Below are 24341 nucleotides of genomic sequence, written 5' to 3' on the forward strand. Positions count from 1 at the left end.
TGTTGAGAGTCAATCCTATTGCGGGCATCTGCCCGCAATAGGATTGACTCTCAACACTATTTCTTCTCTGCGAGTTTGCGTAGGGTGAGGCCGCAGCCCATGTCCCAGAAGTTGCGTACCAGGCAGTGAAGCTTGGGATACCAGTAAGCGCGCGACGCGCCCGCCGTCTGGTCCCAGATGGGATCAAAGAGCATAAAGACAACCATCATCTGGTAATCGCGCCAGAGCATGGCCCAGTTGTAATTCTCAACGCCAAACTTGCGTAGGCGTTGGAGGTAGCGAATCAGGAAAAGTTCCTCGGGGCGATGGACCTTGCGCTGCTCAGGTGACCAGAAGGTGGGCATCAGGTAGGCCAGGTCATAGGTTGGGAAATTGGCGCTAACGGCCTCCAGGTCGAGAATATAGGTCTGCCCCTTGGGTTCTTCGGCCTCGCCCGCGACCTCACGTGGGCAGAGCAGGTTGCTCAGGTAACAATCGCCCTGCGAAAGGGTAAGCTGGTGACGGTTGGTGATCCGCTCCTCCAGATATTCCTCCCAGAGAGCTGGCATACGTCCAAGCACATATTCATAGGTCGCACGGATCTGAGGTGAGATCTCGCTGGCTGCGCTCTGTTTAAAGGAATCCCACTCGCGGATGCGGCGCTCGATATGCTGCTGGTAGCTCTCTTTATCGCGCCACCAGGGGCGAATGGCCGTCGCCTCGTATTTACCCAGATCGGGATGCTCCCACCAGTAGGCGTGGAAGCCAGCGAGAGCATCCGCGATGCCATCGAGCTGATCGGCGCGCGGAACCCCCTGCCCCTCAAGAAGCTGCTGGCGCGTCACAGGCGCTACATGTGTGGGCGAGAGATCCTCGAAGAGGAGATAGGAGTTCCCACTCTGCGCATCATAGTTCAGGGCGAAGCAGGGGGCGAGCATCGGCAGGTTTGCGCCTAGCTGAGCGACCAGGCGATAGAATTGGACCTCGTTCTCTCCATCGTGATTCTTCTGGAGCTTGAGCACGAGATCTTGTGGCGGTGTAGCAGTTGCATCTTCGCTATAGACCAGGCGTAGATGGGCGGTACTTGAGTTAAAGGCATCAGAGATCCGCTGATCCACAGAGACAACGCTGCCCTGAGAAAGATAGCCAGCCTCGCGTAGGATGGTACTTAACCAGGCAGGTGTCGCATCAGCGAGACGAGAAATAACTTCGCTCATAAAATGTGTGTGTCTTCCTCCCTTATGGTGTCCCCTCATGGTAACGCTTTTTAGCTCCCCCCACAAGTCCTAGTGCCAGCTCATAGCAGTTGACGAGTATCTTGTTCAATGTATACACTTCATTTACCATAAATATTCATAGTGTGTCAAAGAGTTTTCTTGATTGTCTTCATTATGTTCTTATTCCGAAACCCAACGTCACTCTCGTGACGAGCGCTCCGCGCTCAGGATTTCGGATCAGTAGTGTTGTAGTCCGGGGCGTAATTTTTTCAGGGAGCTATCTTCGTATGTCTACGTCTTCGCTATCTGTTGATGAGTTAGTGGGTCAAACGCTGGGGACATACCAGGTTGAGCAGTTGTTGGGGCGAGGGAACCTGAACGCAGTCTACCAGGCTCGTCAGGAGGGATCAGTGCGCCCGGTTATGCTCACGACCTACTTTTTACCCTCTACCCTCTCTTCTGAGGCACGGGCGCGCTTTAGCGCTCGCTTTACCACGATTGCTTCGGGTCTGATGCAATTGCGGCATCCCTGCGTTCAGCCGCTGGAAGATTTTGGCGAGCACCTGGGAATGCCCTACATGGTTTCGCCGCTGGTCTCTGGCAATACGTTGGCCGACCTTGTACGTGAGCGCGGACAACTGACGCCTTTGCAAGCTTCACGGATCTTGTGCCGCCTGGCAGAGGCCCTGGATTACGCGCATAATCACGGATTTGCACATGGAGCTTTACGACCGCTGAACATCTGGGTGGATGCCAGGAGTCTCCAGGTGGTGGGCTTTGGTCTGGTGCCGATGCTGGCACTAGAGGGTCTTGCTCCAGTAGAACACGCCTATCCTCACCTATTAAGTATTTCAGGGTCCTTCCTGGGAGCACCCGAGTATATCGCACCTGAGGTGGTCAAGGGGCAGGTGTTGGGTTCGCGCGCCGATGTCTACGCCCTGGGCGCCATCACCTTCGAGATGCTCTGTGGGCGTCCCCCCTTCAAGGGCAGCGATCCATTTGAGCTTGCCAACATGCATGTACAGCAATCCGCCCCTCTGATAACAGAGTTCAAGGCGGATGTGCCCAATGGCCTGGACCTGGTCTTGCAGCGTGCGCTGGAGCGTAACCCCGCGGAACGCTATAGCTCTGCGGGTGACTTCGCGGCCGCCTTTACGCGGGTTGTGCAGTTGCTTAATGCCCCACAGGGGATGCAGCAGTCGGGCAGGCTGGCACCAGTGTCTATTCCCGGTCAGGGTACGGCAAATATAACAGGCCCCATTTCTTTGAGTGGAATACCTCGTCAGGGCATAACAGGTCCTATTTCGCTGGGTGGGATACCTCCACGTACGCCCGTCGGTGGTATGTCTTCAACATCTATGTCGATGCCCGTGCTGCCACGTAAGATTCACTGGCAGCTCTTGCCTCCTATCGTGACCTCCAAACTAGAGACGGTGCCGCTGACGCCCGAGGCATTGACCAGGCAGAGCTTGCAGGCGCAGCAACAGGTCATGAAGCCTGTTATGGCACGTAGTACACAGCCGCTATCACAGCCGCTGCGACCTATGTCCGCGAACTATGCGACGGTTGCGATGGAACCTGTAAGTGCGAAGGCGAGTGAGGTACAACGGCCTCCCATAGTGCCTAAAGTGGCTCCAGTCTCAGCGAAAGCGGCGAAAGAGGAGCGCATCGAGACCCTGACGGCTCGGCTGGTTGCCCTATTGAAGGCGCAGATTGAGCGCGTGCCGAAGAGCCGTAAGCATATGCTGGCTGTGCTTATTGTTGGCATCCTGGTCCTGATGATAGGTGGTATGAGCCTGGCCTTCGCCTCGCAGGGGAGTGGGCAGCAGGCGAGCAGCCAGAAGGCGAGCACAAGCGCGCCGGCGCGTACGCCAAAGCAGGCTGCCTCGCCAAAGCAGGTTGCTACGCCTCCTCCGTCCTTGCAGGGGACGCCGGTTGTCCACACGGGACGGGTCATTGGTAATACCAACCAGGGGTTTGGGACCGCGCAGACGTTCACCAATCCCGAGGATGGGCGAGATAGCCTGTTGATCCGCATGCCCGATGGCAACTTCGTCGCCTACGAGATCGGTTGCACCACAGATGGCGGAATGCTCACCTATGACGCGAATAGCAACAAGCTGGTTTGCCCACCTGATGGTTCGATTTTTGATCCCGCCAATAGTGGCAACGTCGTCAGCGGCCCTGCCACGACGCCACGCAAGCAGATTCAGCTCCATGTCAACCCCGATGGAACGGTTACTATTGGCTAGAATACTCTTTCTTGTGCCGTGAGTGCTTGCTAACAGGGAGGGTGCAATGCATACGCTCAGCGTATGCATTGCACCCTCCTCATTTTTGGTGAGAGGGATATGGCGTTCTATTTTTGTGTATTGCTTGCATCAGCTATACAATGAATAGATGCAGGAAAGAGGAGCATTGGCAGAAAGGATGGTCGAGGTATGGTGCTAGCAAGCCTGCTGGATGCACTATGGGCTGGTATCGTCTGGATCGCCATTGGGGGCGTAGCTGGGGCAATTGGTGATTATGTGATGCGGGAAGAGCGGCTGGGTACGGCTGTTACGGTTGTGATTGGGATTGGCGGCGGAGTGATTGGAGGCTTGTTTCCAGGTCTTATAGGCATAGGTGATAAGGGCAATTTCTGGACTTATCTGACCTGTGTGTGTGGCGCTATTGCAGCCCTCGTATTCGCGAGGAGACAGGTAAGGAAATAAAAGATAGGAAGGATGGGTAGGTAGCGCGGGCATTCGTCCGCGCTACCTACCCATCCTTCCTATCCTTGACATTTGTGCATGTTCCACCCTATACTTGTACTATGTCCATAGTTATTTAGTAGATTGGTAGAATAGCAGTGAGTGAGACGAGAATATGCGATGATTGAGTTTCACCTGGAGCAACGTACCGGCGTGGCTCCATATATGCAACTAGTGCAGCAGGTCAAGCGCGCGCTGCGCCTGGGTTTGTTGCGGCCGGGCGACCAGTTACCTACAGTACGCGAGGTCGTGACCATGATTGCCATTAATCCCAATACGGTGTTCAAGGCCTATCGAGAGCTGGAGCGTGATGGGTTGGTGGAGAGCCGGCCCGGTCTGGGTACCTTTGTGCGCACACAATTGCGCGTACCGGACCGCGAGAGCCTGGAGCGGCTGCGTGTGAGCTTACAGCAGTGGCTTGAGCAAGCCGCCGGGGTTGGCCTGGACGACGAGAGCGTCGTGGACCTATTGATGGATACGCTACAGAAACGGCGCGCAGCCCTTTCATAGGGGAGAAAAAACTTGTAGGGGCAGAGCTTGCTCGACCTGAGCCCGTGCAAGCATGGACCCTATATATGATCAAACAGTCTCAAGAGGAGAAACTGTATATGACACTGGCATTGGAAGCAAACCAGCTCGGCAAGAAATATGGTAAGCGCTGGGCTTTACAGAACTGTGATCTACACATCCCCGAGGGGGGAGTAACTGGCCTGGTGGGCCTGAATGGCGCGGGCAAGACCACGCTGTTGCACCTGGGGGTGGGCCTGCTGGCTCCCAGCGCGGGCAGCATTCGCGTCCTGGGCGAGACGCCCGCACCAAACGCCACCGCGCTCATCGCGCGCATCGGCTTTGTGACCCAGGAGCGCCCGCTTTATCGCTCATTCTCCGTCAAGGATACCCTGACGCTGGGGCGCAAGCTAAACACGACCTGGGATAATGATCTCGCGGAGCGTACATTGGCGCGCCTGGATATTACCCTCAAAACGATGGTCGGCAAACTCTCGGGTGGGCAGCGCGCCCTGCTGGCCCTGGTAATGGCTCTGGCCAAGCGCCCGCGTCTGTTGCTACTGGACGAGCCGTTTGCCAACGTTGATCCCCTGGCTCGACGAGAGCTGGTGCGCCTGTTTATGGATGCTGTGGCCAGCGATGGGGCCAGCGTCGTGATCTCATCGCACCATATCGCAGACCTGGAGAATATCTGCGACCGCCTGGTGCTGCTCTCTCAGGGGCAGGTCAAGGTCGAGGAAGATCTGGAGACGTTTGTCACCTCGCACAAGCTGCTGATTGGTCCCCACGATGACTTTGAGCGCATCGCCGCCGAGGTAAGCGTCATACAGGCCGGGCATACAGGGCGGCAGAGCAATGTCTTCGCGCGCCTCTCTGCCCCTTCTCCGATCCACGCTGGGTCGTGCAGGACCTCTCGCTGGAGGATATTGTGCTGGCCTATCTTGACACGCAGCCGTCCTTGCCCACGCCAAACAACCACTCACAGCAGGAGGTAGCACGATGACCTGGCTTACCTGGCGACAGTACAGAGTGGTGCTACTCTGCGCCGTTGTGGCGATTTTGCTCTATGCACTGGCGGTAGTGATGGTGCTTAATGCAAATGTTCAACCAGGACCGTGGTACATGTTTAAATCGATGGTTCTAGGCTTTGGTAATCTCTGGCCTCAGTTGATCGGGCTGGTTGTGGCGACCTTTATAGGCGCGCCACTGCTCGCGCGCGAGCGTGAGCAGGGGACGCACCACTTTGCCTGGACGCAAGGTATTGCTCGAACACGCTGGTTGGCGGTAAAGCTTGGGCTGCTTGTTTTGGTACTTGTGATCTTAAGTATATGTTTTGCGTTGCTTGCGAATAAGCGTTTTGAGTTTGAGACCAATACTGCTGCAAATCATTCTATGATTACTGTGCTTGGTGTACGAGTAGTAGGTTCCTGGCGCGGCGGTTTCTCTACCAATATCGTGTCTGTGGTGCTTGTCGTCTTCGCGCTTATGCTTGGGGTGGCAGTTGGCTGCTTTGTGCGTCGTAATATTCCTGCTATGACGATAGCGTTTACCCTCTTTCTCGTCGTCTTTTTGGCCCTGACCAATTGGTATACCTACCTCCTTCCACCCCAGACCTATATCTGGGATCAACAACATGACTATCCTCAAGATCTGTTACAGGAAGCTGCAATTGTAAAGATGGTGAATATTGATCAACAAGGAAATGAGATTAAGAATATAAGCGCATATTGCCATCTTTCCTCGCCGGACTCCCAAGATATGAGTGAATGTATAAATAGCACGCCTATAAAAATCACCTATCAGCCAGCAGAGAACTACTGGCCGCTGCAATGGATCGTGAGCGGAATCCTATTGGTGCTCTCGCTAGGGCTGGGTACGGTGATATTCCTGCGGGTGCGTTCCTCGGTCGATTGAATGAGAAGTGACTGTTAAGAAGAAGAGGTATAGATATATGGTCTGGCTTACCTGGCGGCAGCACCGTGTCGCCCTGCTCATAGGTGTGCTCTTGCTGGCCTTCTATGCGTTTATCCTGCTGGGGCGCAACTATGACGCCTATTCGTTTCAGTATGAAGTTGTCATGTTGCTGCCGCTGCTGGTAGCTGTCTTTGTGGGCGCGCCGTTGGTGTCCCGCGAGCGTGGGCAGAAGACGCATTATGTGGCCTGGCTACAGGGAACTTCGCGCACGCGCTGGCTGGTGATCAAACTGGCGCTGCTTGTAGCAGGCGTGCTGGTGCTCGCAACGGCTCTAGCCTTTATCGAGAATGTTTTACAGGATATGATTGTGGGGGATGGCCCGTTTGAGATCTGGTCGCGCTACCTTGTCACGGGGCCGGTCGTTGTTGGGCTGATGCTCTTTGGCTTGATGCTGGGTGTGCTTGTTGGTAGCCTTACCCGGCGCAGTATTCTAGCCATGGCGTTGACTTTTGTGCTTTGTACGACATGCATTATTGTATTTAGTAACGAATATCAATATCTGGTGCCTCCTCATGTGGAATATATGGAGTATCATGGAAATGGGTATTGGGGTCAGCAGGGAGAACTGGTGACATACGCGGGATTTGCTGATCGGCAGGGGCAGGAGACGGGGGATATTCATAGCTATTGCGACTGGCATGACTCAGCCTCTAATGGCAATGTAAATAAATGCATCCGGGACCTTAACCTACAGTGGAAGACGGTCTACCAGACGGAAGATAACTACTAGCCGCTGCAATACGCGGGGAGTGCGCTCTTGCTTGTGCTCTCGCTGCTCTTTGGCATTCTAGCCATTATACGTATGCGAACCATTCGAGATTGAGGAAATATAGATAATAACGAAGAGAAGGCGCATCGCGATGCGCCTTCTCTTCGTTATTATCTATAAGGCGCATTTGTTTTATGGTAGCTAAGACTAGCAGGATAGGATAGGAGAGGAGAGGAGCGTGCTGATCAAAGCATGTTTAAATGGGAGTCGCGAGCGAGATGAACATCCTGGATTGCCCTTGATGCCTGAAGAACTGGCGCGCGAGGCGCGTGTGACGATAGAGGTTGGCGCGGGAGCCTTGCATATTCATCCACGGAACAGTCAGGGAGCTCAATCGCTGGCTCCCCAGGTCATTGGAGAGGCGCTACGGGCTGTACGCAAGAGTTGTCCGGGCATACCCGTGGGTGTAAGCACTGGCCTCTGGATCGAGTCCACTGTGGAGTGGCGCCTGGAGAGTGTGCGTGCGTGGCGAGTGTTGCCAGATTTCGCCTCGGTCAACTTCTCGGAGCCAGGCGCGCCTGAGCTTTGCGCGCTCCTACAAACGCGTGGCGTAGGCATCGAGGCTGGACTCAGCACGCTTGAGGACGCGGAGGCGTTCCTGGCATCAGGATATGCGCCGCGCTGCCTGCGGATCCTATTGGAGCCGGAAGAGGTGGAGGTGTGCGCGGCCTTGCGCACGGTTGAGTCTATCGTGGCGCGCCTGCACACGGCGCGTGTGTGGCGCCCGCTCCTATTGCATGGCTTTGAGCAGACAGCCTGGCCCCTACTGGACGCCGCGCTGGCTCATGGTTACGACACACGTATAGGCTTCGAGGATACCCTGACCCTGCCAGATGGCAGCCGGGCGACAAGTAACGCGCAACTCGTAAGTGCCGCTGTAGAGAAGGCTGATCTATACCATTACTCATAGGCGGCTTAATTTGGAGATGGCTCACAGACTTTTCTGAGCAGGGAAGAGATTTCGAAGTTGACATAGGGCAATCTCGTCTTTTACAATCCATAGTATGGAGAGAAGAAAAGTGTTGCCTTCAATGGCGGATGCACGACTACTGGTAGTGGATGACGATCCCGCTTTATTGCAAGCGCTTCCCCATATGCTGAGGTTGCGCTTACAGAACCTACATGTGGACACTGCGGAATCGGCGCAGCTCGCGCTTGAGCTTGTTCGAGTGCAGAGCTATGACGTCATTGTCAGCGATATAAAAATGCCCGGTATGGATGGTTTTGACCTGCTAACTGCTTTGCAGGGCTTACAGCCAGAGACTCCTGTGTTGTTAATTACGGGCCATGGTGAGCATGACCTGGCTATTCGCGCGCTCCGTGGTGGCGCGTATGATTACATACTTAAGCCGATAGATCGTGATGATTTCGCCGCTGCGGTACGCAGAGCCATCGATACAGTCCAACTCCGCCAGCAGGTGAAACATCAGCAGCAGGAGCTTGAGCAGTATGCGGCCTCGCTTGAGCAGCAGGTATACCAGCGTACTGAGGAATTGCAGCAGGCGAATGTAGCGCTTGCATCCGTCAATGAATCTAGAGAACAGATGTTGCGCATGGTGGTGCACGAAATGGCGGGCCCCCTTACCAGCGTTAAAGGCTTGATGCAATTGATGAAGCGCCAGGCACGGCGGGAACAATCGGGGGAGCGGCTCGTGCAGAATTTTGACACTGTCGAGGGTGCTATTAAACGCATGGAACGACTTATAGCTGACCTGCATGATGCCGCCCATATCCAGATGCAGCAATTTCATGTGCAGCGTGAGCAGACCGACCTGGTCGCGCTCTGTCAGCAGGCCATAGATGAGTTCGCCTGTGAGCGTGTGGCGCCGACTGCCTCTACGGAGAATCAGTGCATAGGGGTGGTGGATGCTCAGCGGCTCAGCCAGGTGCTACTCAATCTGCTTAATAACGCGCGCAAATACTCTCCAGTTGAGAGACCGATAACCGTCACCTTTCAGGTAGGCGAGCAAGAGATATGCATTGCCGTCCAGGATGAGGGCGCGGGTGTCGCCCCTGATGCTCTACAGCACATCTTTGAACAATTTTACCGAGTTGGGGGAGTAGAAGGGCAACATGGTTCTGTGAAGGGACTGGGGTTGGGACTCTATATTGCCCGTGCTATTGTTGAGGAGCATGGAGGACGGCTAGAGGTACAGAGCAGGTTGGGGCAGGGCAGTACTTTTTCCATTAACTTGCCAACGTCCGAATTAGCGGTCAACGCAGCGAAAGAGGCTTTTGAAATGGGAACATGGTCTCTGCTGTGGAAAATTGAGTGGCAGGACCCTCAACTTGATCCTCTCTCATCCGTAAATATGTAGTAGAATGGATTGCTTTCCCCTGGGAAAAAACTGTATCATGGTATATGTTGAAGAGTATTGAAATCACTATCTTCTTATACGGAAACCAATCCCCATTCGGGGGGCACCACCTAAAGGTGGCACGGCGGCGCCACTCTCGTGGCTAGCGCTCCCCCATTCGGGGACAAGCGTGCTCAGGTTTCCGATAGGTAGCACCTAGTTAAGTTAGAGGAATCAGAGGATGCCAAATGTGTATGGCCCCGAGGATCTTACAAAGCAGTCAAGGAAGACGATTCTCGTTGTCGAAGATGATATCCATGTAGGATACTTTTTAGCGCAAGCGCTTAAAGAAGAGGTTTCCTATAAAGTCATTTTTGCTACAGATGGCTTGCAGGCGCTCAGAATGATTCGTACTGTGCTGCCAGACCTTATTTTATTGGATTACCATCTGCCCCATATGGATGGTTTAGAGCTTATCGACCATCTACGCGCCTCAACCGAGAGTGAGCATATTCCAGTAATTCTCATTAGCGGCAATCTTCCTGAGCGCTTGCCCAAGCGCAGGAACGTCATGTATCTCAAAAAGCCATTTGAGCTGGATGCCCTCCTACAGCATGTCACGGACCTGTTGGAGCGTTCGACCCCTGCATAGGGGAGGGGCACCCAGAGGTGAGCCTGGCTAGGAGCCAGGTGTCGCGATGACTTTAATGATGCGCCCGGTTGGTACGGGAGGCTGATAGCCCTGTCCGACCTGGATGCGCTGGACCAGCATATAGTAGCCCGCAGGCATGGATGAAGACAGTTGCAGATTAGCATCGACGGCCTTGTCAGACCAGTTATTGGTCTGAATAGGTGTAATTGTTGCCTGCACATGGCCTGCGATATTATTGCCATCGAAGCTAATGGCCTTCTTAAGGCTCTCTATGCTAGTAAAGGGACCTACCAGGCCGGCCTCAATCTTTACAGGCTGGGGTTTATTATCGAGGGTATCCTGTCCAGATTGTGTAGCCCAGGAGAGAACAACGTTTTCGCCTGTTTGATAGGTATAGGCTACCTCCTGAGGATTGGTTACGCGATCCTTTGGCAGACTGGCCATGGTGGAATAGGTATAGGTTTTATGTGTAGGTGCCTCGGTCAGGCCACAGGCACTCACAATCAGCATCAGTTGTAGGAGCAGGAGGGGAAGCGCCAGGCTTCTTGCCGCTCGCACTATTGGCCCAAGCACGGTATTTGCGGTATCCTTTCGAACTCTGTATTGATAATACTGGTAGAGATAATAGCATGAAGCTGTTATTATGTTCCCTATTATAGCAACGAGGGTGGCCTACAGACAAAGGCCACCCTCTTTTGCCATCTTTTACCTAAATTCTATCTAAGGAGAGAATTTTCCAGGTTGATCCCTCTTTCTTCATGGTCAGATGGGAGTGATAGTGCACGCTGGCATTGCGATCAATAGTAGTCACAATTTGCGTTCCATCGCTGCTACCAGGAACCATCGTAATATCGGTGATAGCTCCACTTTGGGTAAAGGCATTCTGGGCCATCTGGGTAAAGCTCTCCTGGGTCAGTTTCTTGCCATCGGTGGTTGTGGCGTTGGCATCAAGATAGGCGTATGCTTTCGCATAGTCGCGATCCTTGAGGGCCTGATAATAGGTAATAGCAGTGGGAATGCTACTTACAGCGGATTTGGAAAAGGTTGGAGCCGGGACGGGCGTAGTGATCGCGTTCGTCTGTTGTTCCTGGCCTGATGATTGCTTAGATGAACCTGTGCCCTGGTTTTGATCATTACAGGCAACGAGTAGAATAGCCAGGCAAGTGAAGAGCATGACAATAAAAAATGAACGTTTCATACGAATACTTTCAGCCTTTTACACCGAAAAGGCGATACTCCTTCTGTTCTTTTCTTGTGACTGATAAAATACGCGTTATCTAATGTAACTAACGTCTATTATGCTGGTTAGTTCCAGTATCTGGAATTTTTGATCAGGACTTTTGTCTATAGGTAGAGGTAAATATTCCAAATTAATGTTTGCTGTATTATACTACAGAAACATCTCAAATTATGTCTATTATAGTAGAAAAGTTTTATCATTCTCTCGGGGCGAAGGGATAGGGGAAACTATCTTTCTATATGCCATCTTTTTTGCTTGTTTTGCCGCAATAAATAACCACATTTGTATGTATGCTACGTAAGGAGAACATGGATGATGTCCAGCCCCCAACCTCCCCGCCGCGCATCCTTATATGCGCACCTATCCATTCATCCGGGGAGAAAGAGGTATTCAACGTTCCTCATTATAAGCCTGGTGCTCCTCGTGTGTATTGTGGGAGGAACGTTTCTGACTCTCGATGAGATTTTGCCTAACTTGAAGGCCCATGCAGCAGCAGATAGTGCTATTTTGACCTATAAGGGTGACAATAATCGCACTGGTGCTTATGCAAATGAAACGACCCTTAACAAGAGCAATGTTAATGCCTCTCAGTTTGGCAGGCGTGTAAGCTATCCAGTAGATGGCCAAGTCTATGCGCAACCGCTCTTCGTTCCCAACCTGACAATTGGAGGCGCGACGCACAACGTGGTCTTCGTTGAGACAGAGCACGATGGTGTGTATGCCTTCGATGCGGATCAGACCACGCCTACGCAGCCGCTGTGGTACACCAGCTTTCTGAAGTCTGGTGTGACCTCTGTGCCATCGAGCGATGTGGCCTGTAACGATATGGTGCCCGAGATTGGCATTACTGGGACGCCGGTGATTGATAGCACGAACAACATCATGTATGTGATGTCCTACACTAAGGAGAACGGTGTTCCCATCTATCGCTTGCATGCCCTGGACATCAGCACGGGACAGGATAAGATAGCACCTAGCCTCCCCATTCAAGGCTCGGTAGCAGGAACGGGCGCAGGCAGCACTGGCGGGCAGGTAGCCTTCCGCGCGGACCGCGAGCGGAATCGCTCGGCGCTTTTGCTAGCAAATGGGCAGATCTATATTGCCTTTGCCTCGTTTTGTGATAATCAGCCTTACCACGGCTGGATTATGTCCTACAGCACTAGTTTACAGCAAACGGCCATTTACAATAATACGCCAAATGGCTCTGGTGGTGGCATCTGGGGTGCGGGCAATGCCCTGGCCTCTGATAGTACTGGTAACATCTATACTATTTCGGGCAATGGCGACTTCGATATTAATACCGGTGGCAAGAATAATGCAGATTCCTTCGTCAAACTCTCGCCTCAGTTGCAACAGGAAGACTATTTTGCCCCCTTCAACCAGAAGTGTTTACAGAACGCGGACGCCGATCTAGGTTCGGGGGGCCCTTTACAGATTCCTGGCACTAATGAACATATTGGTGTAGGGAAAGAGGGCCGGATCTACGTTGTAGACAACAATAACATGGGTAAATACACACCTGTGTCGGGTACCCTGGATTGTAACAACGTTAGCGCGACCAATATCGACCAGGTAAAGCAGGAACTGCCGCCGCACCTGGTAGGAGGCGTCTACAGTACGCCGACCTATTGGAACAACAACGTCTATTTTACTGGTGCGAGCGATAGCATTAAGGCCTTCTCCTTCAATCCAGCGACTGGCCTGCTCTCGACAAGCTATAGTTCAAAGACGCCTGAGAGCTTTGCTTTTACTGGTGGTGGCTCGGTCACGTCCAGCAATGGCACGGACGTTTCGACAGCGATTGTTTGGGCTCTTGACCCCAATGGCCTCCTACGTGCCTATGACGCGACAAACCTGGGGAATGAACTCTATAGTGATAGCTTTGGTCAAAGCATTTTCGCGAAATTTACTGTACCCGCTGTGGCCAACGGCGAGGTCTTTGTAGGTACGAAGAGTAGCCTGCTCATCTATGGCTTAAAATCAGCCAATACGCCGACACCAACTCCGAGTGGCACGTCGACATCAACGCCGACACCAACTCCAAACCCACAGACAACATTTAACAATGTAGGTATTACCGATGATACGAATCCTGGCGTGGGTAACTTCGATGGAGGGAAGCGCAGCTACTCCTTGCAGGCTTTGCAAAATAGTGGGCTCGTCACCGGTGATAATGTCTTCTTTAACAATATGGTTTTCACCTGGCCGAACGCGGTCGCGGGAACGCCGGATGATTACCTGGCGCAGGGACAGACAGTGCCAGTAGCTCCCATCGCGAACGCGAATGTGCTGGGTTTCCTGGGTGCCTCCGCCAACGGACCCACATCTGGTAGAGCTGTCGTTCACTATACGGATGGCACTTCTCAGGGCTTCACGCTTGGCTTTAGCGATTGGACGCTTGGTGGTGGTAAGAGCCCGGTCTCCTTTGGCAATGGCAAAAAGGCGATCATGGCATATCGCAATACGCCCAATGGTCTGGAGGGAGTAAACACATATGTCTTCTACGCGGACGTGGCTCTTCAGGATGGCAAAACGGTGCAGAGCGTGACGTTGCCTTCAACCGTTGTTGGTGGACAGTTGCACGTCTTCTCTATTGCAACGAAGGTTGGGACTGTCTCGACTCCAGTCTCGCCAAACGTTCCTTATAACAATGTTGGCACCAGCGATGATGGGCAGCCAAAATCTGGTAGCTTTGATGGCTTGAGAAGTTATTCTGCTCAGGCGATGCAGTCCGCTGGTCTTGTGCCGGGAAGTTCGCTGACGGCGTACGGGACAACCTTTGTCTGGCCGGCTTCGGATCCTGGAACGCAGAATAACTATATTGCCCAGGGACAGAAGTTAGCTATCACACCTGTGGATAACGCGAGCACGCTGGCCTTCCTGGGGGCCGCGACAAATGGACCTTCAAGTGGGCAGGCCACGATTACTTATACCGATACTACAACCCAAACCTTTATCCTGGGCTTTAGTGATTGGACGCTGGGCGCGAATGCAGCTGCGCCCTCATTCAACAACCTGGTGGTGACTTCAGCTCCCTATCGTAATACGCCCACTGGGAAAGAAAATGTTAGCGTCTATGTGTTTTACACCGAGGTTGGTTTGCAGGCAGGCAAAACCATCGCAAGCGTGACGCTGCCAAGCAGTGTCAAAGGTGGTCAAACCCATGTCTTTGCTGTCGCAACCAAGGCAAACGCGCCTTATGCCACAAATCCCTACTCTATGGTAGGCACCAGCAACGATAACAATACCCGCGCTGGTAACTACGATGGTGGCGGATATAGCTACTCGGCCCAGGCGCTCCAGGGGAATGGTATTAAGCAGGGTGGCTCTGTCTTCGCCAATGGGGCAAGCTTCATCTGGCCTGCGGTTCCCGCAGGGGCGGTAAACAACTACGTTGCCAATGGACAGACCATCCCGGTCAACGGCAGCTTCGGGTCAAACTACCTGACCTTCCTGGGCTCCTCGACCAATGGCGCGACCAGTGGGACTGTGACAATTACCTATACCGATGGTACAACAGACACAGGGACGCTGGGCTTCAGCGACTGGACATTGAATGCTGGTCGGGTGGCACCATCCTTTGGTAACCTGACGGTGTCAAAGACGACCTATCGCAATGGTCCCAATGGAAAGCAGAGTGTAAACACTTATGTGTTCTACACTGACATTCCAATTAATCCGAAAAAGACCGTATTGAGTGTAACGCTCCCAACGGCGACGACGGGCGGTGGCCGCATTCATGTCTTTAGTGTCGCGACACGCTAGCCTCTACAAGGGCTGCTCGGCCATACATGGCCTATACAATTAATCAGTCCAGATAAAACCGGGGTGAGTGAAAACATAAGCTATATGTTTTCACTCACCCCGGTTTTATTGCATCTTAATTTGTGAATGCGAGACTATTAATAGCGACTCATGTTTTATTTTTTGATAGACATGGTACTAGCAAAATAAATCTTTTTTGAAATTTTGCGAAATTGTGTGAGATTATTAAGACATGTATACGTAGTATACACATAAGATAGAATTACCGCTTCATGAAAAGGCTAAACATTTAGCCTGCCGGGCGATTGCTGAAGCATACTTAGTTTCGCCCCTGTTGTTTTTAAGCAAGAGGAAAAGACCTAAACACGAATGATCGCTATCCTCACGCATTTTTCGAGCCTACATTGTATTGGAACACCCCGCTGTTCAAGTTTAGAGTAAATTCTTATACGAAAACCAATCCCCATTCGGGGGCGCAGCGTTACTCTCGTGTCTAGCGCTTCCCCCATTTGGGGACACGCGCGCTCAGGTTTTCGATAGGAAGTAAGGAGTATTTGCATGAAACGTGGCAGACGCATTGCCATAACTTTTCTGCCTGCTCTTCTCTGTTTGCTTTCCATGCTGATTTCGGCGTGTGGCAGCAATTCAGGAAGTAGCACAGGTAGTAAATTGCCTGATAATAAGCAAATTTATGTGCAGCCCCTTAGCGGTATCTCTGATGTGGCAACACTTGATCCCGCCCTGTCTACCGACTCAGCCTCGGTCAATTCACTCGAAACGATGTTTACCGGCCTGGTACAGCTCAACGATAAGCTTGAGGTGTATGGAGAGCTAGCGCAGTCCTGGGCTACCTCCAAGGATGGCCTGACCTGGACCTTTAAGTTGCGTCCCGGTCTGAAGTTCAGTGATGGTAAGCCTCTGACTTCAGACGATGTGGTCTTTAGCATTGATCGTGCGCTCAAGCCAGAACTCAAATCAACGGTTGCCCCTGCCTACCTGGCGCTGATCAAAGATTCGGATAAGCGTAACACGGGCAAGGTTCCAACCTTGATCAATGATAGCCTCTTCGCGCCCGATGCCACGACCGTCAAGATTGTGACCACGCAGAAAGCGCAGTATTTCCTGGACGCCCTGACCTATCCTACCTCCTATGTGGTAGAGAAGAGCATGGTGCAGAAGTATGGCGACACCGACTACTTTAAGCACCTGAGCGAGGGCGGTTGCTCCGGTCCCTTCAGGCTGGACCAGCGCCTCTCGGGTCAGTATATTAGCTTCGTACCCAATGCGAACTATTGGGGTGCCAAGCCACAGTTGAAGAAACTGGTCTTCCCCTTCTACAAAGATCCCCAGACGACCTACAAAGCCTACAAGGCCAATCAGGTCGACTACGCGACCGTACCAACCAGCAATCTGGATGAGGCGCGTGGCTTTGCCAACAATCAGTTCCGCCAGGTTCCTGAGCTGACCATCGACTACTTTACTATGAACTACCTGGTGAAGCCCTTCAACAACGTGAAGATTCGCCAGGCGTTTGCGCTCTCGATTGATAAAGACCTGATCGCTCAGCGCATCTGGAAGGGCGCACGTATAGCCTCCAACCATATCATCCCCAGCGGCATGCCTGGTTACAATGCGAACCTGGTGGGGCCTGCAGGCGTCAAGGAGACCAAGGGTGATGTGACCCAGGCGAAGAAATTGTTGCAGGAGGGTATGCAGGAAGAGGGCTATACCAGCGCGAACTTCCCCCAGATCACCCTCACCGTAGCCACCCGTGGCGACCAGGCGACCAAGAACGAGTACCAGTTCTTGCAGCAGCAGTGGAAAGACAATCTCGGCGTGAATGTGATCATTAACGACGAGGAATGGAACAAACTGCTGGACGATACCGCGAACTCGACGGGCAATACCAAATCCCTGCAGATGTGGGTCATCGACTGGATCGCGGACTATCCCGATCCCGAGGACTGGACCACGCTCCTGTTTGGTAAGGGTTCGAGCTATAACCAGACCAACTACGGCATGGGACAGTCGAAGGATGTTAACACACAGCAGCAGATCCAGGATCTTATGCTTAAGGCTGATGCCAACCAGAATACTGCTGAGCGCATCTCACAGTACAACAAAGTTGAGCAGCAGATGATTGACGATGCCGCCTGGGTACCCATCGACCAGCGCACCGCGACCTACGCGCTCAAGTCGTGTGTCCATGGCGTTGTAGATAACGCGCAGCAGATCACCCCTCCGGCTGACTGGGCCAACATCTACAAGACAGGCGACTCGACCTGTGCGAGCACCAGCAAATACGAGTAAGCGCGCGTAGAATTATAATACATACAATGAGGCGGCCAGGCAATGCCTGGCCGCCTCATTGTATGTATTAATTGACAGTTTTCTGAAAGGTGGGTTAAACAATGTAACAAAGTGCGGAGCAAATCAGTGTAGTGTACGGAAGGAAAAACCACCCGAATTTGATGGAGGGGAAAAGGGAGGCGCTGGAGGGTGGCGATCAAGAATCTTACTTTCGTTATAGTCAAAGGAGTAAGTAAATGGCTAAGAACTATGCGGAACATCATGCTTCTGTAGTTGTAAATGCGCCTGTGAACCAGGTGTATGCCTTGTTCTCTCACTTTAACGACTTCCCGAAGTTTATGAGCTTTGTGAAAGAAGTCACCTACTACGACAACCAGAATAGTCACTGGGTGGCGGATGTCGCCGGGCGCCACGAGTGGGATGCTACCAATGAGAACTGGATTGAGAATCAGCAGATTGGCTGGCGCTCGACCAATGGCCTGGAGAACTTTGGCAAGGTGACGTTTGAGCCAACTGGCAGTAACCAGACCAGGGTCGATGTCTTCCTGAACTATAATCCGCCTGCCGGTCCCCTTGGCGATGCTGGCGAGAAACTGGGCGTGGGTAGTCGCTTTGATAATGCCCTCCAGCATGACCTGGATCATTTCGCGCGGATGGTGCAAGATGCCCCTGCGGGCGCCCTGGATCCCAACTCTTCCAATTACCTTTTCCATGGTGACAGCGCCGCAGCAAAAGGTAGCACAACTCAGCGCCAGAACAGAACAATGTAAGGTAGTCTTATACCCAAAAAGCACCGCCCCTGTCATAAACAGCGGGGCGGTGCTTTTTGTATCTCACACAAGGCTAGCGCCAGGTATCGCTGATGGGTTGGGTGTGCGCGCTATTGTTGGCATAGGGCAGGCCATACATGTCTTCGAGCGTGCGCAGGGTATTATAGTGGTTAAGATTCTCGCCATAGTGTCCAGCCTTGACCATGGGGCCAACGAAGAGGGTTGGAATCTGATTGACCGAGGTATCATTATCCTCATCCCAGGTGACGATCAGCAGGCTATTATGCTTTTGCGCCCACTGGACATAGCTATCGAGGTGTTGCTTCAGCCAGCTGTCGGCCTGCTCGACTGAAGCGGAATGCATATCGTTGTTCTGATTGGGGACCACGAAGGAGACGGTTGGCAGCGAATTGTAATCGCTGGGAAAGCTGGAGAAAGGCTGGTTGGCGCTGGCAGGCACATTGCCAAAGTCGCTCCAGGGATTATGCTTGCGCGCGTACATCTGGAAGAACCACCAGGGAGCGTAGCAATCGCTAAAGCCAGTATGGGGCATATCCTCGGAGTAGCCGCTGAAGCTGTATCCCGCCTGTAGTAGTTCCTGGCCCAGGTTCGCGCTCTGGAAGCTCTGAGGGCAGTCATCGCTGGAGAGATTGAAGGTCGAGCCTGCGAAGAGCGCCAGGTAGTTTGGCTGGCTGGGATGCGTGATGCCATGCATATTGGTGAGGGAGGCGCCACGTGCGGCCAGGGCATTGATATAAGGCGCGTCCTCATTACCAATGACCTGAGAGTAGCTATGGTTCTCCTCAACAACGACCACGACGTGATCAGGCATGGGGAGATTGGCTCCAGAGCGCTGGTGTACTACACGGCGAGAGATAGGTTGTGTAGTGTGTTGCGCGTAGGCGCTTGAGTAGATGAGGAAGCCGGTGGCGATGCTGAGCAGCAGTAGCAGAAATACAGCCGTATAGCGCCAGAGGGGTGAGCTAAGAGCACGGTAGAGAGAAAAGCGCGACTCGTGGCGCGTCTGCATAAAGAACCTCCTACGAAATAAGATGGATATGGTGAAATACATTGAGAGCTGGTGAGCTGGCAGGTCTGCCTCTCTCAAAGGAGCTTATGGAAAAATAAACGGATATTTGGTGATTTATGACGTGCTCTGCTACAACCTCAAAATTATGTGGGGCATTTGGTGGTTGGCGAACAGTACCAGTATAGCGTTTTTTCAGGCCAGCGCCACGTTTTGCTGCATGCCAATGTGTGGTATGCCAGCGGGAAGCTTCGCCTGGTCGTTGCGCAGAAGCTCAAAGAGGCGATTTAGCGCGAAGGCGAGGAGCGCGCTGGCACCCAGGATAGCCCAGCCGGTGGGAGTGGGCGTGACAAACTGGAGCAGGTCACGCAGTAAGGGGAGCGTTAGAGCAGCGATAAGCACAGCGCTTGAGCCGACGACAGCGGTCAGGACAGGACGAGTCAGAGTGCCTTCGGCACGCCCGATGTCGAGGGTCTGGGCAAGCTGGGTAGCGACGATACTAGCGAAGGCAATGGTGCGAGCATGAGCGAGACCCGAGGGCAGGGTCAACAGGTACGCGCCCAGCGCGGGCAAGGCGCTGATAAGCGCGCGCCGAAGAATATCGTTGCGCAGAGGTCGATCAAGCGCGGCGGTACCCTCACGTTTAAGGGTTGCCAGGTGGCGGTGCTCTGGTTTTTGGAGTGTGACGGCCAGTGCGGGCAATATATCGGTAATGGCGTTCATGGCGAGGATCTGCCGGGGTGTGAGTGGTAGTTCTAACCCAAGTAAGCTGGTACCTACCATCAGCGCCAGCTCGCCCAGATTTCCACCCAGCAAGAGACCAAGCGAACGCCGAATATTGCGCCAGAAGCTGCGCCCCTCGATTAAGGACTCGACGAGTGTAGAGATTTCATCGTTCATAATGACGACATCGGCTGTCTGGCGTGCGACCTCAGTTCCTGTATGTCCCATAGCGATACCAATATCGGCGAAGCGCAGAGCCGGAGCATCATTTACGCCATCGCCGGTCATGGCCACGGTATGACCCCTGGCACGCAAGCATTCGACGATGCGTAGTTTGTGTAAAGGGGTGGCCCTGGCGATGATGGAGGTATGTTCGAGGCGCGTGGCCAGTTCTTCCTCGTCCAGGTTGGTAATGTCTGCTCCTATGAGGAGTTCCGGGCCGTCCAGGAGGCCAGCCTCCCTGGCGATGGCGCGGGCGGTCTCCGGGTGGTCGCCTGTGATCATCATGACACGTACGCCCGCCTCCTGGCAGCGTTCGACAGCGGTGCGTACGGTCGAGCGTAGAGGATCGCTGATGGCAATAAAGCCCAGGAAGGTGAGATCCTGTGGGTCATCAATGTTTGTTGTTGTTGCTCCCTCGGCGACCATGAGAATGCGCAGGCCACGCCGGGCCAGCTCTTGCGCTCTGTCCAGAAGTGCGTTGCGTTGGGTCTCATCTAAGGCACGCTTCTTCCCCTTCAGATAGAGCCAGTTACAGCGAGCGAGAAGCACCTCGGGCGCTCCTTTGAGATTTAGCCTGTGAGAGGCCAGGGTCGCGTGAAAAGCGCGTGTGGGATCGAAGGCGACCTCGTCCTCGTGGGGGACGCAGATCTCTTCAGCCAGGCCCAGGTGGATTGCGCCCTGGATAATCGCATCATCAGTTGGATGCGCGCTGGCCTCAGGCGCGTTTGGATGCGGACTGGCCAGAGCTGCCGTTACAAGCACGTGATGTAGGGATTTGGTTAGTCGAGCCGGAAGGTGCGCCTCTCTTTCGGCGTCGGCGACGAGGCTTAGTTCCAGATGGCCTCGGGTCAAGGTTCCAGTCTTATCTGTGCAGGCCACATCGACACGACCCAGCGCCTCAACCGCCGAGAGACGGCGTACAAGTGCGTTATGAGTCGCCAGGCGGCGCGCTACTCCCGCCTCTCCAACTTTCGTGAGCAGCGGTAACCCTTCGGGAACGCTGGCCAAGGCAATTGATGCCCCTGTTGCTAGCAGGGTATCCAGTGCGCGTCCCTGAAGGAGGCCGGTGACAATGACAACACCACCGCCCAGGAGAGAAACGGGGATCAGGACACGCAGCATACGTGCTAGCCTGGAGCCGAGCGGACTCTGTTCTGTCTCGGCGGTTTCCAGAGCGGCGGCTGTAGCTCCGATGCGTGTCTGGTTGCCGACCGCGACCACGACGGCTTTGCCCGTGCCTGTCGTCACGTCGCTACCCGCCAGCACGATATGCGTGTTATCGCTTCCCTCGGACGGGTCTTTTGCAACGGGAAGCGATTCGCCTGTAAGGGAGGCTTCGTCAACCTCCAGCCCCTGGGTCTCGATCAGGCGAGCATCCGCCGCGACACGTTCTCCTGGTGAAAGGAAGAGGATATCTCCGGGTACGACATCGTTAGCAGAGACACAAATGATGTGGTTGTCGCGTAGGACATGAGCGGTGGTGCTGCCCAGGCGTTGCAACGTCTTGGCTATTTTATTGGCCTTCTGCTCCTGCCAGGCGCTCACAGCCATGTTGATAAGAATGGTTGTAGCGATAATGCCGACATCGGCACTGGCACCAAAGATAAGCGAGAGTATCGCGCCACCGGCGAGAATAGTATTGAGCGGGGAGCGTAGTTGCTCAAGCAAAGCCAGGAGCATACGGTTTCGTTGAGTGTGAGGCTGTGCATGATGCAGGCGTTGTCTTGACTCCTGGCTTGAAAGTCCCATGATACGGCTATGCAAGTTCTGCAATACGCGCTCGCTGCTCATCTGGCCCCAGCGCTCGGGATGGGGATCAGCCAATTGAGAGAGCGAGGAGGCAGGACGCCTCTGACCACGCAGGTGTAGCCAGCTATCGGCTAGAGCGCCCAGCGCAGCCAGGTAGAGGACGCGCGAGGCCAGAGCTATTCCGGGTGCACCACGCCAACCCCAGATCAGGCCCGCGATATTCGAAAGAAGCGAGAGCAGGACTGAATCACGCGTAGCGCTCTCACGCTTCTTACCTGCGATGATAATAGCCGTCAGGGCAAAGAGGTCAGGCGCGAGGAGGTCCGCCCGCGCCGGCAGTCGTTTCTCGCCATTGAGCAAACCAATGGCCAGGTCACAGGCCGCGAAGGCCGCCGCCGCGCCCACGTGATCTGAAACATAAGCGACACGCTTCCCCGCCTTTTGTTTCTCTTGGATGAGAGTAGACGCATCGTCGCTTTGTAGTAGCGAGATTCCAGCACGTCGTGCCAGGGCCTGGGTCCCCTCCTGGTTTTCGCTGGTAAGAATGTGCAATTCTATGCCCAGTCTTTGACATGTTTGTACCAGGCGAGGAACATCAGGAGCGAGGCGTGGGCGTATGGCCAGTACACCAAGGATCTCTTCGGGGGCTTGTGGCGAGTTGGCGCGACGTAGTGAAAGGAGCAGGCAGTCGCGATGGCGTTGGAGAAAGGATGGCGAGAGAGACGAGTCAGCGTCTTCCAGGGGACCGAGGATATAATGTTCCTCCTCGGTGATGGCACGAATGCTTTTACCGTCAAAATGAGCCAGCGAAATATGGAGAGGACCACGCGTCTTAAAGATGGGTCCCCAGGGGGAACCAGCGGCCGTCGAAATATTTGTGGCCAGTTCTAGCAGCTCGTTTGTCTCGATCTGTGGCGATAACGAGAGGGCATCGACCATTTCTAGACCCTCCAGGAGGAGTCGTGTGCCATCGAGAAGTACGACCTGGGGTTGGCGAATCACACGATCCTTACGCGTGCCAACGACGATGGCCCCTGCCTTGAGCGCGTACATCGAAGCCCCCAGGTCCGAGCTTTCGGCGCCGACCATGGCTGGTCGGGGATTCACAAGGATCAGCGAGGCGAGGGTCTGGGTGAATGAGCGTGTTAACAGGGCGGTGCCAGCGGCGTAGAGCAGCGAGAGTGGGCTGAGGAGCTGGATATAGCGATCATAGAGGGTGGGCGCGACTGGGGCTGGGCGCGGTGTGGTAGTGAAACCCGTGAAAGAAGGCTGCGTTTGTAGCTGAACGGTAAATGGCCCACCGTAGAGTTGGTAGCCAGCGGGAAGTTCCAGGCCTGGCGTAACCGCCACAGGTACTCCTTCGCGGGTGATGCCTGTGCCAGCACCCTCCAGGACGCGGGCGCCCATGGGAACTTTCCTCCCACTTTCCAGGTGTAGAACAGTTCCGGGGCGCAGATGAGGTTCATTGGCTTCCTGTTCCTCGTAACGCTGCCAGGAGGCGCGGCGTGCTCGCACCTCGGTCAGCAGACGGAGTGATTCGCTGCCGATGGTGAGCAGGCCCAGCACGCTGCCACCCAGTGTGAGCGTAATAATTCCAGGGATATTAAACAGCAGATCGCTTGCGGCTTTCCCCACCAGTCGGCGCAGGCCATGTCGAAGTGGAGGAATACCCTGAAGGATGCCAATGATGCTCGCGATCTGAATGGCTTCTGTTGCGCCAGGGAGTGGCTCGGTCATACCAAGGAGGCGGCGTATAGAAAGAAAACCCAAGCCCAGTGTGGCTCCCAGGGTGCGTATGCTACCTTGCACGAGTGGCCTTGGATCGAGGGGGTGGGTTGGCTGGTCCTCCCCCGGCAGGTCAGGGAGGTCGACTCCAGCCACCATAGAGACAAGATCATCCAGCTCTTGTTCGTGTTCTGTAAACTCGACAAGTACATGCCCGGTAGACCAGCGTATATGAGCATGGACATTCTGGCGTTTCTCAAGGGCCATGACCACCCGTTGGGCTACGGTTGGATCGCGTTCCAGGCCACGTACAGGAATAGAGGCTCGTACCAGGTTAGCATTTTTCTCCTGATGGATAGGGGAAAGAGTGTGAGTAGTTTTTTGCTCCTGTTTTGTCTCAAGAGAGGAGGGGTCAAGCGTCTCTAATGTGGTGAGAATAGCTTGCTGGTCGGTTTTTTGAGAATCATAACCTATGAGCACATTGTGAGTGAACTCGTTTGCCTGTACCTTCTGGATGCCGGGTAACTGGCGTATCCGCTCTTCTAACGCAAAACGATTGCGCCCATTCCACCAGGGGATATTAAGGCGTATACGTCCAGGTAGGGCGTGAACAATGTGTAGCTCTTCAGCAGTGGCTATGCTCATAATATTTCTTCTCAGGT

At 54.0% G+C, this 24341-nt stretch carries 17 protein-coding genes; 12 read left to right on the forward strand and 5 right to left on the reverse strand.

Annotated features, from left to right (window positions below):
• Positions 1-56 precede the first annotated feature (56 nt).
• On the reverse strand, positions 57-1196 hold the full coding sequence (locus tag JMJ16_RS47450; RefSeq protein WP_201393033.1) for a phosphotransferase: 1140 nt from the start codon (positions 1194-1196) through the stop codon (positions 57-59).
• A 287-nt stretch (positions 1197-1483) separates the two neighbouring features.
• On the opposite strand from JMJ16_RS47450, the gene JMJ16_RS47455 reads away from it, so the two are divergent.
• From JMJ16_RS47455 to JMJ16_RS47495, 9 genes are all read left to right on the forward strand, one after another.
• Positions 1484-3448: a protein kinase gene (locus tag JMJ16_RS47455; protein WP_201393034.1), complete on the forward strand. Its 1965-nt coding sequence runs from the start codon at positions 1484-1486 to the stop codon at positions 3446-3448.
• Between the two features lie 189 nt (positions 3449-3637).
• Positions 3638-3910, forward strand: a complete 273-nt coding sequence (locus JMJ16_RS47460; RefSeq protein ID WP_201375038.1) for a hypothetical protein — start codon at positions 3638-3640, stop codon at positions 3908-3910.
• A 159-nt stretch (positions 3911-4069) separates the two neighbouring features.
• Positions 4070-4459, forward strand: coding sequence for a GntR family transcriptional regulator (locus tag JMJ16_RS47465; protein ID WP_201393035.1), 390 nt, complete (start codon positions 4070-4072; stop codon positions 4457-4459).
• A 98-nt stretch (positions 4460-4557) separates the two neighbouring features.
• Positions 4558-5451 carry an ABC transporter ATP-binding protein gene (locus JMJ16_RS47470; protein WP_201393036.1) on the forward strand — a complete coding sequence of 298 codons (894 nt, stop codon included), beginning with the start codon at positions 4558-4560 and terminating at the stop codon, positions 5449-5451.
• Between the two features lie 4 nt (positions 5452-5455).
• Positions 5456-6370 (forward strand): ABC transporter permease subunit, encoded by a 915-nt coding sequence (locus JMJ16_RS47475; RefSeq protein ID WP_201393037.1) that lies wholly within the window; start codon positions 5456-5458, stop codon positions 6368-6370.
• Between the two features lie 37 nt (positions 6371-6407).
• Entirely contained in the window at positions 6408-7160 is a 753-nt protein-coding gene (locus JMJ16_RS47480; RefSeq protein WP_201393038.1) for an ABC transporter permease, read from the forward strand.
• 217 nt (positions 7161-7377) lie between these two features.
• Positions 7378-8109 carry a 3-keto-5-aminohexanoate cleavage protein gene (locus JMJ16_RS47485; protein ID WP_201393039.1) on the forward strand — a complete coding sequence of 244 codons (732 nt, stop codon included), beginning with the start codon at positions 7378-7380 and terminating at the stop codon, positions 8107-8109.
• A gap of 121 nt (positions 8110-8230) precedes the next feature.
• The gene (locus tag JMJ16_RS47490; protein WP_201393040.1) at positions 8231-9517 is read left to right on the forward strand and encodes a hybrid sensor histidine kinase/response regulator; all 1287 of its coding nucleotides are present in this window, start codon (positions 8231-8233) and stop codon (positions 9515-9517) included.
• Between the two features lie 220 nt (positions 9518-9737).
• Positions 9738-10148 carry a response regulator gene (locus JMJ16_RS47495; RefSeq protein WP_201392260.1) on the forward strand — a complete coding sequence of 137 codons (411 nt, stop codon included), beginning with the start codon at positions 9738-9740 and terminating at the stop codon, positions 10146-10148.
• A gap of 27 nt (positions 10149-10175) precedes the next feature.
• Here the strand turns inward: JMJ16_RS47495 and JMJ16_RS47500 are convergent, their stop codons facing one another.
• Positions 10176-10721: a hypothetical protein gene (locus JMJ16_RS47500; protein ID WP_201393041.1), complete on the reverse strand. Its 546-nt coding sequence runs from the start codon at positions 10719-10721 to the stop codon at positions 10176-10178.
• A 136-nt stretch (positions 10722-10857) separates the two neighbouring features.
• Positions 10858-11346: a nuclear transport factor 2 family protein gene (locus JMJ16_RS47505; RefSeq protein ID WP_201393042.1), complete on the reverse strand. Its 489-nt coding sequence runs from the start codon at positions 11344-11346 to the stop codon at positions 10858-10860.
• Positions 11347-11700: 354 nt separating this feature from the next.
• On the opposite strand from JMJ16_RS47505, the gene JMJ16_RS47510 reads away from it, so the two are divergent.
• The 3 genes from JMJ16_RS47510 (at position 11701) to JMJ16_RS47520 (ending at position 18233) form a co-directional block, all read left to right on the forward strand.
• Positions 11701-15153 (forward strand): hypothetical protein, encoded by a 3453-nt coding sequence (locus tag JMJ16_RS47510; protein WP_201393043.1) that lies wholly within the window; start codon positions 11701-11703, stop codon positions 15151-15153.
• Positions 15154-15711: 558 nt separating this feature from the next.
• Positions 15712-17463 carry an ABC transporter substrate-binding protein gene (locus tag JMJ16_RS47515; protein WP_201393044.1) on the forward strand — a complete coding sequence of 584 codons (1752 nt, stop codon included), beginning with the start codon at positions 15712-15714 and terminating at the stop codon, positions 17461-17463.
• 236 nt (positions 17464-17699) lie between these two features.
• On the forward strand, positions 17700-18233 hold the full coding sequence (locus JMJ16_RS47520; protein ID WP_201393045.1) for an SRPBCC family protein: 534 nt from the start codon (positions 17700-17702) through the stop codon (positions 18231-18233).
• Between the two features lie 73 nt (positions 18234-18306).
• Here JMJ16_RS47520 and JMJ16_RS47525 read toward each other — a convergent pair whose 3' ends face one another.
• Both JMJ16_RS47525 and JMJ16_RS47530 read right to left on the reverse strand, forming a co-directional pair.
• Positions 18307-19263: an alkaline phosphatase family protein gene (locus tag JMJ16_RS47525; RefSeq protein ID WP_201393047.1), complete on the reverse strand. Its 957-nt coding sequence runs from the start codon at positions 19261-19263 to the stop codon at positions 18307-18309.
• Positions 19264-19455: 192 nt separating this feature from the next.
• The gene (locus JMJ16_RS47530; protein WP_236602040.1) at positions 19456-24324 is read right to left on the reverse strand and encodes an HAD-IC family P-type ATPase; all 4869 of its coding nucleotides are present in this window, start codon (positions 24322-24324) and stop codon (positions 19456-19458) included.
• Positions 24325-24341 lie beyond the last annotated feature (17 nt).

The organism is Ktedonobacter sp. SOSP1-52, from assembly GCF_016587395.1.